The sequence below is a fragment of the Pseudomonas poae genome, from assembly GCF_001439785.1.
In the GTDB taxonomy this organism is placed as follows: Bacteria; Pseudomonadota; Gammaproteobacteria; order Pseudomonadales; family Pseudomonadaceae; genus Aquipseudomonas; species Aquipseudomonas poae.
On record NZ_JYLI01000016.1, the window covers coordinates 80,533 to 94,370 of the forward strand.

The 13,838-nt window shown below is 60.0% G+C and carries 10 protein-coding genes; 7 read left to right on the top strand and 3 right to left on the bottom strand.

Annotated elements, in window-relative coordinates; genetic code table 11:
- Positions 1-69: 69 nt before the first annotated feature.
- Complete coding sequence (locus tag TU75_RS18825) at positions 70-2,142, bottom strand: TerD family protein (protein WP_060549739.1); 2,073 nt, start codon at positions 2,140-2,142, stop codon at positions 70-72.
- 406 nt (positions 2,143-2,548) lie between these two features.
- Between TU75_RS18825 and TU75_RS18830 the strand changes: the two genes are divergently transcribed.
- Positions 2,549-3,226 carry a hypothetical protein gene (locus tag TU75_RS18830; protein ID WP_060549740.1) on the top strand — a complete coding sequence of 226 codons (678 nt, stop codon included), beginning with the start codon at positions 2,549-2,551 and terminating at the stop codon, positions 3,224-3,226.
- A complete protein-coding gene (locus tag TU75_RS18835) occupies positions 3,219-3,944 on the top strand; it encodes a Fic/DOC family protein (RefSeq protein ID WP_015372893.1) in 726 nt (241 codons plus the stop codon). The genes TU75_RS18830 and TU75_RS18835 overlap by 8 nt, the downstream gene beginning before the upstream one ends.
- Before the next feature lie 27 nt (positions 3,945-3,971).
- On the opposite strand, the gene treR is transcribed toward TU75_RS18835, so the two are convergent.
- Positions 3,972-4,676 (bottom strand): trehalose operon repressor, encoded by a 705-nt coding sequence (treR, locus tag TU75_RS18840; protein WP_003238088.1) that lies wholly within the window; start codon positions 4,674-4,676, stop codon positions 3,972-3,974.
- A 252-nt stretch (positions 4,677-4,928) separates the two neighbouring features.
- Between treR and treP the strand changes: the two genes are divergently transcribed.
- The 5 genes from treP (at position 4,929) to TU75_RS18865 (ending at position 12,275) form a co-directional block, all read left to right on the top strand.
- Entirely contained in the window at positions 4,929-6,371 is a 1,443-nt protein-coding gene (treP, locus tag TU75_RS18845) for a PTS system trehalose-specific EIIBC component (RefSeq protein ID WP_032871515.1), read from the top strand.
- Between the two features lie 117 nt (positions 6,372-6,488).
- Positions 6,489-8,135, top strand: a complete 1,647-nt coding sequence (gene treC / locus TU75_RS18850) for an alpha,alpha-phosphotrehalase (RefSeq protein WP_060549741.1) — start codon at positions 6,489-6,491, stop codon at positions 8,133-8,135.
- Positions 8,136-8,207: 72 nt separating this feature from the next.
- Positions 8,208-9,428 (top strand): maltoporin, encoded by a 1,221-nt coding sequence (locus TU75_RS18855; RefSeq protein WP_003238085.1) that lies wholly within the window; start codon positions 8,208-8,210, stop codon positions 9,426-9,428.
- A gap of 34 nt (positions 9,429-9,462) precedes the next feature.
- A complete protein-coding gene (gene ptsP, locus TU75_RS18860; protein ID WP_060549742.1) occupies positions 9,463-11,994 on the top strand; it encodes a phosphoenolpyruvate--protein phosphotransferase in 2,532 nt (843 codons plus the stop codon).
- Between the two features lie 2 nt (positions 11,995-11,996).
- Entirely contained in the window at positions 11,997-12,275 is a 279-nt protein-coding gene (locus TU75_RS18865) for a PTS sugar transporter subunit IIB (protein WP_003238083.1), read from the top strand.
- A 61-nt stretch (positions 12,276-12,336) separates the two neighbouring features.
- On the opposite strand, the gene mltF is transcribed toward TU75_RS18865, so the two are convergent.
- Positions 12,337-13,797, bottom strand: coding sequence for a membrane-bound lytic murein transglycosylase MltF (gene mltF, locus TU75_RS18870; protein WP_003238082.1), 1,461 nt, complete (start codon positions 13,795-13,797; stop codon positions 12,337-12,339).
- Between the last annotated feature and the right edge of the window lie 41 nt (positions 13,798-13,838).

The window sequence follows — 13,838 nt, forward strand, 5'->3', positions numbered from 1 at the left end:
TTTGTTGTCCGGTAGAAAGCGAAAAAGTTACCTATATCGTTTAATAAACTGCAGGAATTGGCGTAGAGATTAAAGAAACTGCGATCGAATTAAATCCGTGTCGAACGGAGTTATTCCTTGGTCAGGCGCAAAGATCGCCTGTGCCTGCTGCGCCGAGGCCACCCGTTCTCCCCTGGCTCGCACATGTAAATCGAACAGCGTTTCCGGGTCCGGCCTTGGTGTGTGTATCAAGGCCCGTAGCATCAACGATACGCCACTGAGGTTATTGTTGACGTTGTTCCACCGCGCAGATGAAGTTAGCCCCAGATCGGCCCAAATCATCCGTCGTTCCTGCAGGTCCATCACGAAAGGCAGGCAGATTTGCGTGTCGGATGCGATGTCGATACGGTCGAACACGGAGCGCGGCTCGAATACTTCACCCGCCGCCACATCGGCGCGGGCCATCCAGCCTGCGAAGCATTCTGGAAGGTCGCAGTACGGTTGTTGGGTAAATGAGTTGATGGATGTAACAACATAGCGGATGCCTTTCTCGACGAGAACATCCAGGTCAAGGTCTATAAATTCCGAAGCGCCCTCGGGCGCGGTGACGATGTCGCCGCTATGGTAGCCGCCGAAACTTTTGAGGTTGTAATACGCGACCGTTTCTTTGAATACGAAGTCGGCGTCGAAAAAGGCTGCGGACAAGTCGATGTCCGTGCGTCCACTGCCGTTCTTCCACCACAGGAACAGGCGAATGAAACGTGTGTCCGGCATAGGCAACCGACTGCCCCGCACCAGCGTACGCATCGACTTCGATGAGGCGCGCTGCGCTAATGGTACTCGGTAGTCGCGTAACGCTGGGTCGATGAAGCAGCGACCCAGTGAGGGAAGTGACGCAAAACGCTTTACCAGAGCGGCCTCGCAGAGGCTTGTTGCCCGTGCGAGAACGTCGGGAGGGGGAGGTTCGCGTCGATCCTCGATGCCATAGATTTTGGCAAACGCACCTTTGGGGGTGAAGGCCCGCAAGGGGAGGGGGCGGGGGGCGCTTACCTGAGCCAGCAACTGCAGCAGAACAGGCGAGGACACCTGCGGGGCAACCGTCTCGAATGCATCGAGAACCGACTCTTGTTCTGTGGCTCGCCGCAGAGTCGCATCCAGTCGTCGTGCGAACTCACCAGGTCGGCTCTGCAGCAGGGACGTGAGAGTGGCAATATGACGCTGTGCGAACAATGTCTCGACACGCGATCCAAATGAGCCCCACGCTTCGTTGCGACGTGCTGCCGTGATGGCGGCTAACGCTGCTGGGTACTTGTCGGCGTAGTCGCCCGGATGCAGTACCTCAGCCAGGCGTTTCCATCGCTCGGCATGTCGCATGACGTCTTCTGTGGCATTGGGTATGCGGTCCAGCAGGCGCAGCAGCAGACGGCGCATCGAGCGCTTCATTGCAGTGAAGCGTGTCGACGCTGTGGTCAGTGACACGTCTCCGCCAGTCAGCGCGACCGCAAGTCGTAGCACGTCGGTCGTCGTTTCCACGTTTCTTCCCAGGAATGCGTTTACCCGTACATCGCCGGCTACATGCAGGATAAGTGCGCCGCCAACCTGCGCACGGATTTCCCGGAACGGTACGGTCTCAGGTAGCAGGCGGAACACATCGCTTTTGTAGGTTCGGATGAACCAGGCGACATCGGCAGCGTCCTGTTCGGAAAGCGAGGTGCGTGATGAAATCAGCGGTTCCAGCAGTGAGTCGAACTCGGAGACGCTTCCCGGTTCAATAACGCGGGATATGAAGTTGCCTTCAAGCATCGCGGGACGAGAGTCTTCAGTTGCCGGTAAACGTGCAAGCGTGAGGTAGTGGATTACCGCGTTAAGGTACAACTCCGCCTCTGATGCCTTTAGAACTTGCTCGGGAAAATCAGGATAGAACGGTCGGTGGTGTACATGGGCGCCAGTCTCCCGCCGAAGGACTCCAACGATTTCGCGCAGCCAATACTTAAGCTCTGTCGCTGACAATAGGCCGATTTGCTCGATCAGAGATTTTGATAGTACGCATCGGAACGCCGCAATTTCCCGAACAGCCGACGCAACCTGAGCACGCGTGGCGCCGCCAGTACCTATCGGCACATGGACTTTGCTACGACGACGCAGGAATATCCCTTGATTCATGCTTGATTTTCTCCTTTGGCCGCCGTCGTGTAGGGGCTGCAGCATCGTTTTACAACTGATGTAAAAACGCCTGCAAGCAGCAGGCGCAGTGTGGAGAGCGAAACCCCTAGGTCATAGGAGGTTAGAAGGAAGGTGTTCCATAGCCACGGACGCATTCTAGGCAATTGCGTCGTTTTTTGTCAGGTGGCGACATACCTTCAATGGTGGCAAGTTGCTTCGCCAGAACAACAGGGCTGAGAAACGCCAGATCGTTTTCCGGCGACTATGTTAACGGCGGCGTGATTGGCCAAGGTTTTGCGTTTTTGCAGTATAGGTTGGAGAATAACCAAGGCTTTCCCGTAATCGATTCTGCCGGCACTAGCGCCGTTTAAAATGCATGTGAGCGAACTGATACCGAGGTCTGTACATGAAGCTTGAAGATCGTATGCAGGCTGCCATCAATGGCATCCAGGGAAACGTGATCCTGCGCACGGATGTTGCGAAGCTTGGTGGGCATTCGCAGGTTTCTGTCGGCTTGGATCAGCTAATGCGCAAAGGCCTGATTGTCAGGATGGGCATCGGTATTTATGCAAAGGCTTCCCGCAACCCTCTCACGGGAGTCATCACGCCTACAGCAGACCTTGAAACACTCGCCGTTGAGGTTTTTCGTCGATTGGGTATAAGCGCCTCTGCCGGTACCGAGCGGTCAACTGTGTCAAAAGACGCAAAAATATGGGTAAAAGGTAGTCGCCGCATCCGTCGCAAGCTGTCACTTGGCGGACGATCGGTGGTTTACGTCAACGAGCTCTCCTCTCCCCGCAATGCAAATAGCTCCGTAAGGCGCCATCCAAAAACCGGAGCACTTATCATCCCAACGTCAGGCCTTCGGCGTTACGTAATGGATCTGGCGGACTCCTGTCAGGTTGCTTATACCAGGACCTACGCAGATGAATGGGCCGAAAATGTTTCCCGACTTTCGGGCGACGATGTCCGCACTGACGTGATTGAGAGTTTGGTAATCGCACTGAAGAAACAGAAGAAAGTTACTGGATTGGAAGCGGTTCACCTGCTCACAAATTACTTGAGGGAAAAGCAGCGTGTTTGACCCATTCAAGGATTTCGACGCAAGGGGTTATCTCAGAAATGTAGTGGGTGAAAAAAACCTCAATATCGTCAAGCAGCTGGAGCACGACCTGTTTACCGCGAACCTCGCGGACGCGATGGCCTACTTGTCCAGGAAAAAAAAGCTCACTTATCACGATTTCCTCAAGGTACACGCAATTCTGTTTGGCGACCTTTACCCTTGGGCCGGTAGCGACAGGATGACGACTTCTCCTGATCTGGCTATCTCAAAAGCGGGCACTTGTTTTTGCCTGCCCTATGAAGCCCGGAGAGCCGTGGAGGAAGGCCTTCGTCTTGGGCAGGATAAAGCTTTGCTAAGGCAATCGCCGGGTCTGGTGATGGGATTTTTCGCCTATGGCCATCCGTTCCTTGATGGAAATGGGAGAACGATGCTGGTAGTGCATTCGGTCCTTTGTCATCGTGCCGGGTTCTCGATCAGTTGGAGCAGAACTGACAAGGCTGCTTACCTGCTGGCACTGAGTGAAGAGATTGAGACCCCGGGGAAGAGCATTCTGGATGCGTACCTGAGCGACTTTATCGAGCCACCGCTTGAGCCGGCTGTCTGGGAGGCTGCTATTCATTCTGTCAGAGGATTGAATGGTCTGGCAGCAACGGACACTGTTGAGGGGTGCTCCGATGATCCTGCGATTTCAAAAAAATATGAGGAGTTTGATCAGCGTCGAGGCTACATCATCGATTGAGTATCCCTCGATACCGTCACGCTCAGCCTACCGCCGCGCCACATCCGAAAAATAAAACTTATCCAACGTATGCCGCGACTCGGTGTACTCAAACTGCCGCCCATCCTGCAAAAACGTCTGGTTACTCACCACAATCACATGACTCTGCCCGTCAAGGTCCAGGTGCGTCTGGTCGTCCTTGCTGCGGGGCAGGGCTTCGATGGTGCGCTGCGCGTAGCTGATCTGCAGCTGTAACTTTTCTTCGATAAACGCATAGATCGACTGTTCGGCAATCGAGCGATCCAGCCCGGGGAGCAGGTCGGCGATGAAGTGGTTGATGTCCAGGATCACCCGTTTGCCGCCAATGCGCCGCACCCGTTTGATGCGGGTGATCAGGGTGCCGGGTTCGGCTTCGATGTGCTGCAGCAGCGCGCCTTCCAGCGGCAGTTGGGTGAATTCGACGACGTCGGTGTGTACGTCATCGCCCAGATCGGCGTGGGTTTCATGGAAGCTGACGATGCCGCCCAGTTGGAATTCGATGGGGTTGGGTGACAGCACGAACGTGCCCTTGCCGTGGATCTTTTGCGCGAACCCGCGCTCCTGCAACTGCTCGATGGCGCGGCGCACGGTGCCTCGGCTGGCCTGGTAGCTGTCCATCAGTTCGGTTTCGGAGGGAAGGCGCGTGCCGCGCTGCAGGCGTTCAGTGGTGATGCTGGCAAGCAGATCCGTATAGATCTGGTTGTATTTGCTCATGGGGATGGCTCTGTGCCGGCTTTATGAAGGTGAACGGCGCGTTCAAGGCAGGAACCTTAGTGGCAGAGGTGGGGTTTGTCCATTGGGCGCGGGTGGGTGATCAGAAATGTCTTACTTCAAAATGGGAAAATTAAGCATTTTGTAACTCGTACAGACGAGTTATTGCTTTAACTCGTCTGTACGAGTAGTTTTGTCCTCGGCGTGCTGCCAATGGCTGCCCTCAATAAAAAAATCAAAGTGGATACCACAAGCATGAGCCACGACTATTCCAACATCGCCCGCGAGATCCTCGACAACCTCGGCGGGCGCGACAATCTTGAGCAAGCCGCCCACTGCGTGACGCGCCTGCGTCTGGCGCTCAAGGACCCCAGCCTCGTCAAGGGCAGCGCGTTGAATCAGGTCGATCTGGTCAAGGGCTCGTTCTTCACCGGCGGCTTGTTCCAGGTGGTAATCGGCCCCGGCGAAGTGGAAAAGGTCTACGCCGCCCTGCGCGAGCTGACCGGTCTGGCGGCGGCCACTATCGCCGACGTGAAGAAAGCCGGCGGCGACAAGACCAACCCCATGCAGCGTCTGGTGCGAGTGTTCTCCGACGTGTTCATGCCGATCCTGCCCGCGCTCATCATCGCCGGCCTGCTGATGGGCATTAACAACCTGATGGGCGCCAAGGGCATGTTCATCGAGGGCCAGACGCTGCTGGAGGCGTACCCGAACCTGGACGGTCTGTGGAGCCTGATCAACCTGATGGCCAACACCTCGTTCGTGTTCCTGCCGGCGCTGGTGGGCTGGTCGGCGGCCAAGCGGTTCGGCGGCAGTGAAATCCTCGGCATCGTGCTCGGCCTGATGCTGGTGCACCCCGACCTGCTCAACGCCTGGAACTACGGCAAGGCCGTCGCCGGGCTGGACGGCCAGAGCCTGCCGTACTTCGATATTTTCGGCTGGTTCCGGATCGAGAAGGTCGGCTACCAGGGGCAGATTTTGCCGATCCTGATGGCCGCCTTTGTGATGAGCGTGATCGAAAAATGGCTGCGGGCCCGGGTGCCCAATGCCATTCAGTTGCTGGTGGTGCCGATCACCACCATCGTGGTGACCGGCGTGCTGGCGCTGGCGATCATCGGCCCCGTGACGCGTCATCTCGGCATCCTGATCACCGAAGGGCTGGTCACCCTGTTCGAGATCGCGCCCATGCTCGGCGGCGCGATTTTCGGCCTGCTCTATGCGCCGCTGGTGATCACCGGCATGCACCACATGTTCCTCGCGGTCGACCTGCAGCTTATCTCCACCCAGGGCGGCACCTTTATCTGGCCGATGATCGTCATGTCCAACCTGGCCCAGGGCAGCGCCGCGCTGGCGGTGTTCTACATGACGCGCAATGCGCGGGACAAAAGCATGGCCTCGACCTCGGCGATTTCCGCCTATTTCGGCATCACTGAGCCGGCGATGTTTGGTGTGAATCTGCGCTTCAAGTTTCCGTTCTATGCCGCGCTGCTGGGCTCGGCCCTGGGCAGCATTTTCCTCGCACTGAACAAGGTGCAGGCGTCGGCCATCGGCGTGGGCGGGTTGCCCGGGTTTATCTCGATCGTGCCGAGCGCCATCCCGGTATTCGTGGTGGGCATGGTGATCGCGATGGTCGTGCCGTTTGCGTTGACCTGTGTGTTGAGCATGAAGATCGTTCGGCCGGGGTACAGGGTTGCCTGACCTGCCGCTATCGGGAGCAAGCCCCTCCCACAGTTGGAATGCATTTGAAGTGTGGGAGGGGGCTTGCTCCCGATGAGTCCCTCCTCCACGGCACAAAATCTACTGAAGGAACCCGCCATGCAACACTGGCAACACTCGGTGATCTATCAGATCTACCCCAAAAGCTTCCACAGTCACGCGGGGAACGCCACCGGTGACCTGCTCGGCATCGTGGACAAGCTCGATTACCTTCAGTGGCTGGGCGTCGATTGCCTGTGGATCACGCCATTCCTGCGCTCGCCGCAGCGCGACAACGGCTACGACATCAGCGATTACTACGCCATCGACCCCAGCTACGGAACCATGGCCGACTGCGAGTTGCTGATCGGCGAAGCAGCCAAACGCGGTATTACATTGATGCTCGATATCGTGGTCAACCACACCTCCATCGAGCACGAATGGTTCCAGCAGGCGCGCAGCAGCCTCGACAATCCGTACCGCGACTTCTACATCTGGCGCGACCAGCCGAACAACTGGGAGTCCAAGTTCGGCGGCTCGGCCTGGGAGTACGAAGCGCAGACCGGCCAGTATTACCTGCACCTGTTCGACCATACCCAGGCCGACCTCAACTGGGACAATCCCAACGTGCGCGCCGAGGTGTTCAAACTGATGCGCTTCTGGCGCGACAAGGGCGTGGGCGGTTTCCGCCTGGACGTGATCAACCTGATTTCCAAGCCCGCCGATTTCCCCGAAGACAGCAGTGATGGCCGGCGCTTCTACACCGACGGCCCGAACGTGCACCAGTATCTGCAGGAAATGCACCGCGAAGTCTTCGAAGGCCACGAGTTGATCAACGTCGGCGAGATGTCATCCACCAGCCTCGAACACTGCATCCGCTACTCGCGGCCGGAGTCGAAAGAACTGTCGATGACCTTCAACTTTCATCACCTGAAAGTCGACTACCCGAACCTGCAGAAGTGGGTGAAGGCCGACTTCGATTTTTTGCAGCTCAAACGCATTTTCTCCGACTGGCAACTGGGCATGCAGGCCGGCGGCGGCTGGAACGCGCTGTTCTGGTGTAACCATGACCAGCCGCGGGTGGTCTCGCGCTTTGGTGACGACGGCGAGTATCGCGTGGTGTCGGCCAAGATGCTCGCCACCGCGCTGCACTTTTTGCAGGGCACGCCGTTTGTGTACCAGGGTGAAGAGCTGGGCATGACCAATCCGGGGTTCGACCATATCGAGCACTACCGCGATGTGGAGACCCTGAATATTTTCCGTCTCAAGCGCGATGCCGGTGAGTCCGAGGCCTCGAGCATGGCGGCGATCATGCAGAAGTCCCGCGACAACGGGCGCACACCGATGCAATGGAGCCGCGAGGCGAACGCCGGCTTCAGCAGCGGCGAACCGTGGATCGGCATCCCGGCCAATGCGGCGCAGATCAACGTCGACTGCCAGCGCGATAATCCGGATTCAGTGCTGCATCACTACCGCACGCTCATCGCCTTGCGCCGTTGCGAACCGCTGATCCAGGAAGGTGTTTACCGCGAGTTGCTGCAAGGCCATCGGCAGGTCTGGGCGTACCTGCGCGAAGGCCATGGCGAACGTTTGCTGGTGATCAACAACTTTTATGGTCAGCCCTGCGATATCCAGCTGCCTGAGCATGTGATCAATGCGTCGACAGAGCAACGCCTGCTGATCAGCAACTACCCCGATTGCCCGGCGCGCACGGGCACGGTGGCCTTGCGTCCTTACGAATCCTTTGTGCTGCACCTCAAGGACTGAGCCTCGCTGCAACCCCTGCATGAGCGTGCAGGGGCGCTTCAAAAAACATAATAAAAATGAGTGGAGTGCGTCATGAAAACAACAATAAAGCTGGGCCTCGTTGCCTCCTGTCTGAGCCTGCCGTTGGGCGCCCAGGCGCTGGAATTTGCCGGCTATTTGCGCAGCGGCGTGGGGACGTCCACGGGCAGTGGCAAGCAGCAATGCTTCCAGTTGCCCGGTGCGCAGACCAAATACCGCTTGGGCAACGAATGCGAGCAATACGGCGAACTGGAACTGCGCCAGGACCTGCTGACCCTCGACGATGGTTCGGTACTCAGCGTCGATGCGATGGCGTCGCTGTACAACAAATATGACCGCGCCCTCAGATTTCAGGGCGAAGACCACGGCACGGCGCGTATGCCGCAGATGTATGCACAGTGGTCCAATTTGCCCGCCCTTAACGGCGGATCGCTGTGGGCCGGGCGGCGTTACTACAAACGTAACGACATCCATATTTCCGACTTCTACTACTGGAACCAGAGCGCCACCGGCGGCGGGATCGAGGACGTGCTGATCGGCGGCCTCAAGTACAGCTACGCGCTGTCGCGCAAGGACAACCTGTACCAGAAGGAATACGCCACCCGTCACGACTTCAACGTCGCCGGCTTCAATACCAACCCCGGCGGCGAGCTGGAATTGGGCTTGAGTTACATCGCCAAGGCCGGCGGGCGCGACACCAACAGCGGCTGGGCCCTGACCGCGCAGCATGTGCAGACGGCGTTTCTGGGCGGCAAGAACAAATTTGCCCTGCAATACGGCGAAGGCCCTGGCACGGGCCTGGGCTACACCGGCAATACCTTCCTCGACAAGAGCAGCAAAAGTTACCGTGCCGTCGAATTCTTCGACTGGCAGGTGACCCCGCGTTTCGGTGGACAGGTCGAGGCGGTGTACCAGAAGGACATTCGCCCCGGCAGCCAGGACCAGACCTGGATGTCCATCGGCGTGCGCCCCGCGTATGCGCTCACCGAGCAATTCAAACTGGTCACCGAACTCGGTCATGATCAGGTCGAAGCCGCTGGCGGCACACGCAAGCTGAGCAAATTCACCTTCGCGCCTACTTGGTCGCCCAAAGGCCCGGAATTCTGGGCACGACCGGAAGTGCGTTTGTACTACACCTATGCGAGCTGGAACGGCGCGGCCAAGCGTGCGGCGAATGAGCTGGCGGCCGGTTCGGCGCTGTCCGACACCGGTGCCTACGGCAGCGCGCGGCATGGTTCGAACGTGGGGGTGCAGGTTGAATACTGGTGGAAATGAACGCGAACCCATTCAAAAAACAACAGGTGAAGTCATGACCCCATCCAAACCTCTGGAACTGCTGGCGCCCCTGTCCGGTGTGTTGCTGACGCTGGAGCAGGTGCCCGACCCGGTATTTTCCAGCCGCATGATTGGCGATGGCCTGTGCATCGACCCTACCTCGCAGACCCTCTGCGCGCCGCTCGCCGGGGTGATCAACAACATTCAGGACACTGGGCATGCTGTCAGCGTCACCGACGACAACGGTGTGCAGGTACTGATGCATATCGGCCTGGACACGGTGCACCTGGCCGGCAAGGGCTTCACCCGGCTGGTCGTGGACGGCCAGCGGGTGGAGGCGGGGCAGGCGCTGATCGAGTTCGATGCCGATTACGTGGCGCTCAATGCCCGCAGCTTGCTCACGCTGGTGCTGGTGGCGAGCGGCGAACCGTTTGTGCTGCTGGCGCCGGAAGCCGACACGGTAGCGCTCGGGCAGCCATTGATGCAGGTGTCGCCCGCCCAGGCCAGTGACGCGGCATGTGAAGAGCAGGGCGATGCCGTGTTCTCGGAGCCGCTGACCTTGCCCAATGCCAACGGTTTGCACGCGCGCCCCGCGGCGGTGCTGGCGCAGACGGCCAAGGGTTTCAAGGCCACTGTTCATCTGCACAAGCAAGCCCAGCGCGCCAATGCCAAATCGTTGGTGGCGATCATGGCGTTGCAAACCGCGCAAGGCGATACCTTGCAGGTGAGCGCGGCGGGGGAGGATGCCGACGCGGCGATCAAGGCAGTGGTGACTCTGTTGGCGCAGGGTTGCGGCGAGACCGTCGAGGCTGCGCCGCAGGCAGCGCAAGTGGCCACGCCCGATACGTCGGCGACGTTGCTGCGTGGTGTCTGTGCGTCACCGGGCTCGGCGTTCGGCCAGGTCTTTCAAGTGGCCGAACCCGCGCTGCACATCACCGAAGAAGGCGCCGGCACCTCGCTTGAACACGCAACGCTCACCCGCGCGCTGCTGGCCGCCACCGAAGCCTTGCAGGCGCTTCAGGACAAGACGGCCGGCAGTGCCCAGGCGGAAATCTTCCGCGCCCATCAGGAACTGCTCGACGACCCCACTTTGCTGGAGCAGGCCCATGGCCTGCTTACCAAGGGCAAGAGCGCCGCCTACGCCTGGAACAGTGCCACTACGTCAACCGCCAAGCTGTTCCTCGGCATGGGCAATGCGTTGCTCGCCGAGCGGGCGGCGGACCTGGCCGATGTCGGTCGGCGCGTACTGAAGCTGATCCTGGGCATTCAGGACAGCGCCTGGGAACTGCCCGAGCGCGCGATCCTGATCGCCGAGCAACTCACCCCGTCGCAAACCGCCGGCCTGGATACCGGCAAAGTGCTGGGGTTTGTCACCGTCGGTGGTGGCGCCACCAGCCACGTCGCGATCCTGGCCCGCGCCCTTGGCCTGCCATCACTGTGTGGCGTGTCGATGCAGGTGCTGGCCCTGACCAACGGCAGGCAGGTATTGCTCGACGCCGACAAGGGCGAATTGCACCTGGAGCCGGACCTGGCCGAAATCGAAGCACTGCAAGTGGAGCGTGAACAGCAACTGCAGCGGCGTGAGCGGGACATGGCGCAGGCGTCAGCGCCTGCCACAACACGTGACGGGCATCGCATCGACATCACCGCCAACGTCGCCTCGTTGCAGGAAGTGCAACAGTCCCTGCCCCTGGGCGGCGAGGGCGTCGGCCTGCTGCGCTCGGAGTTCCTCTACCTGGACCGCAACCGCGCGCCAAGCCACGAGGAACAGGCGGACACCTACAGCGCCATCGCCCGTGCCCTGGGCACCGAGCGAAGCCTGGTGGTGCGCACCCTCGACGTCGGCGGCGACAAACCGCTGGCGTATGTGCCGATGGATGCCGAGGCCAATCCTTTTCTGGGGCTGCGCGGCATTCGCCTGTGCCTGGAGCGTCCCGAGCTGTTGCGCGAACAGCTCCGAGCGATCCTCGCCAGTGCCGGGCTGGCGCGGCTGCATATCATGTTGCCGATGGTCAGCCTGCTGTCGGAGCTGCACCTGGCGCGCAAGATGCTTGAAGAGGAGGCGCAGGCGCTGGGTCTGAGTGAGTTGCCCAAGCTGGGCATCATGATCGAAGTGCCGTCCGCCGCGCTGATGGCGGATGTGTTTGCGCCCCACGTGGATTTCTTCTCCATCGGCACCAACGACCTGACCCAATACACCCTGGCCATGGACCGCGACCACCCACGGCTGGCCAGCCAGGCCGACAGCTTTCACCCCGCAGTGCTGCGCCTGATCGCCAGCACCGTCAAGGCCGCCCACGCCCACGGCAAGTGGGTGGGCGTGTGCGGCGCGTTGGCGTCCGAAGTGCTGGCGGTGCCGCTATTGATCGGGCTGGGGGTGGACGAGCTGTCGGTCAGCGTGCCGCTCATTCCCACCATCAAGGCCACGGTGCGTGAGCGTGCACTGAGCGGCTGCCAGCTTATCGCCCGGCAAGTACTGGGCCTGGAAGAGGCCGCCCACGTGCGCGAGGCCCTGCGCCAATTTCACGCGGCCACCGTCGACACCTCACCTGTGCGGGAGAACTGAATATGCTGGATAAATTGAAGCAGGCGTTCTGGAAGGCGCTGACCCCGGACCTGATCGCCGAGACGGACACCGCGCCAGTGCCTGGGCTGTTGTCGGCCGAGGTGCTGAGTGCCTTGGGCGGGGTGGATAACCTCAAGTCGCAGCAACGGGTGGCGCTGACACGGGTGAGGGTGCAATTGCAGGAGGCGGGGCGGTTGGATGAGGCGGCGTTAAAAACGGCGGGGGTGCCGGGGGTGATGGTGTTGTCAGGCGGTGTCGTACACCTGATCACTGGCCTTTAAGCCCGAATGCAGATCCACCCAACAATGGAGATCCAAATGTGGGAGGGGGCTTGTGCTGTGTTCAGAGCTTGGGATTGTCTTCCGGCGGCTTGCTCTTGTCCACGCCCGGTACATGCAGGTCGCCTTCCACCACCTGATTGCCCTCAAGCTGCGGCTGCGTCACCCAGGTGAGGATGTCGTAGTAACGCCGGATGTTCGCCACGAAGTGCACCGGCTCACCGCCACGGGCATAACCGTAGCGGGTCTTGCTGTACCACTGCTTCTGCGACAGGCGCGGCAGCATCTTCTTCACGTCCAGCCACTTGTTCGGGTTCAGGCCTTCCTTCTTCGCCAGGATTCGCGCGTCATCCAGATGGCCGGTGCCCACGTTGTAGGCGGCGAGGGCGAACCAGGTGCGGTCCGGTTCGGCGATCTTGTCGTCCAGCTCATCCTTGATCCGGGCCAGGTACTTGGCGCCGCCCATGATGCTCTGTTTGGCGTCCAGACGATTGGACACGCCCATCGCCTGCGCCGTGTTCTGCGTCAGCATCATCAGGCCGCGCACGCCGGTCTTGGAGGTGACGGCCGGTTGCCACAGCGATTCCTGATAGCCGATGGCCGCCAGCAGCCGCCAATCGACCTTTTCTTCCTTGGCGTAGGCCCGGAAATGCTTCTCGTATTTGGGCAGGCGTTGCTGCAAGTGCTGGGCGAAGGTGTAGGCGCCGACATAGCCGAGTACATCGACATGCCCGTAATAGCGGTCTTTGAGACGCTGCAGGGTGCCGTTCTTTTCCACCTTGTCGAGGTAGCTGTTGATCTCGTTGAGCAGGCTGTTGTCGGTACCTGCGGCCACGGCCCAGCTCTGGTTGCTGGCATTGCCCAGGTCGAAGGCCACGCGCACGTTGGGAAAGTACACCTGGTTCATCGCCACTTCGTTGGAGTCCACCAGGGTCAGGTCGATTTGCCCCTCGTCCACCATGCGCAGCAGGTCGACCACCTCGACGGCATCGGATTCTTCGTAGTCGATGGCCGGGTTCTGTTTTTTCAGTGCCGCCAGTTGTTCGGCGTGGGTGCTGCCCTTGAGCACCATGATCTTCTTGCCCACCAGGTCCGCCGCGTTGGTGGGGCGTGACTGGCCGTTGCGGTAGATAACCTGCGGCGTCACTTCCAGGTACGGATGGGAGAAGCGCACCTGTTGCTGGCGCGGCTCGCTGCGCACCAGGCCTGCGGCGGCGAGCACCGGGCCGTTGGGTTTGCCCAGTTGGCCGAACAGGTCGTCGAGATTGTCGGCGGTCTCGATCTCGAGCTTCACGCCCAGGTCATCGGCAAAGCGCTTGACCAACTCGTACTCGAAACCGGTTTCACCGTTGCGGTCCTGGAAATAAGTAGCGGGACTGTTCCGGGTGATCACCCGCAATACGCCATCCTCCTTGATTCGTTCGAGCGTGCTGGGTTTGTCAACACAGGCGCTGAGCATCAGGAAGAGTCCGGTTGCGAGCAGCCATTTGGCGCATCGCGGGCGCAAAGCAGTTGGGGAGAACATCTGCGCAGTATACGCAAACGGCCCGTGGCGCCATATCTCGA

Coding starts and splice junctions, on each gene's coding strand:
- ptsP (WP_060549742.1), top strand. CDS start 9,463: ATGACCCCATCCAAACCTCTGGAACTGCTGGCGCCCCTGTCCGGTGTG.
- TU75_RS18855 (WP_003238085.1), top strand. CDS start 8,208: ATGAAAACAACAATAAAGCTGGGCCTCGTTGCCTCCTGTCTGAGCCTG.
- TU75_RS18825 (WP_060549739.1), bottom strand. CDS start 2,142: ATGAATCAAGGGATATTCCTGCGTCGTCGTAGCAAAGTCCATGTGCCG.
- treP (WP_032871515.1), top strand. CDS start 4,929: ATGAGCCACGACTATTCCAACATCGCCCGCGAGATCCTCGACAACCTC.
- mltF (WP_003238082.1), bottom strand. CDS start 13,797: ATGTTCTCCCCAACTGCTTTGCGCCCGCGATGCGCCAAATGGCTGCTC.
- TU75_RS18830 (WP_060549740.1), top strand. CDS start 2,549: ATGAAGCTTGAAGATCGTATGCAGGCTGCCATCAATGGCATCCAGGGA.
- TU75_RS18865 (WP_003238083.1), top strand. CDS start 11,997: ATGCTGGATAAATTGAAGCAGGCGTTCTGGAAGGCGCTGACCCCGGAC.
- treC (WP_060549741.1), top strand. CDS start 6,489: ATGCAACACTGGCAACACTCGGTGATCTATCAGATCTACCCCAAAAGC.
- treR (WP_003238088.1), bottom strand. CDS start 4,676: ATGAGCAAATACAACCAGATCTATACGGATCTGCTTGCCAGCATCACC.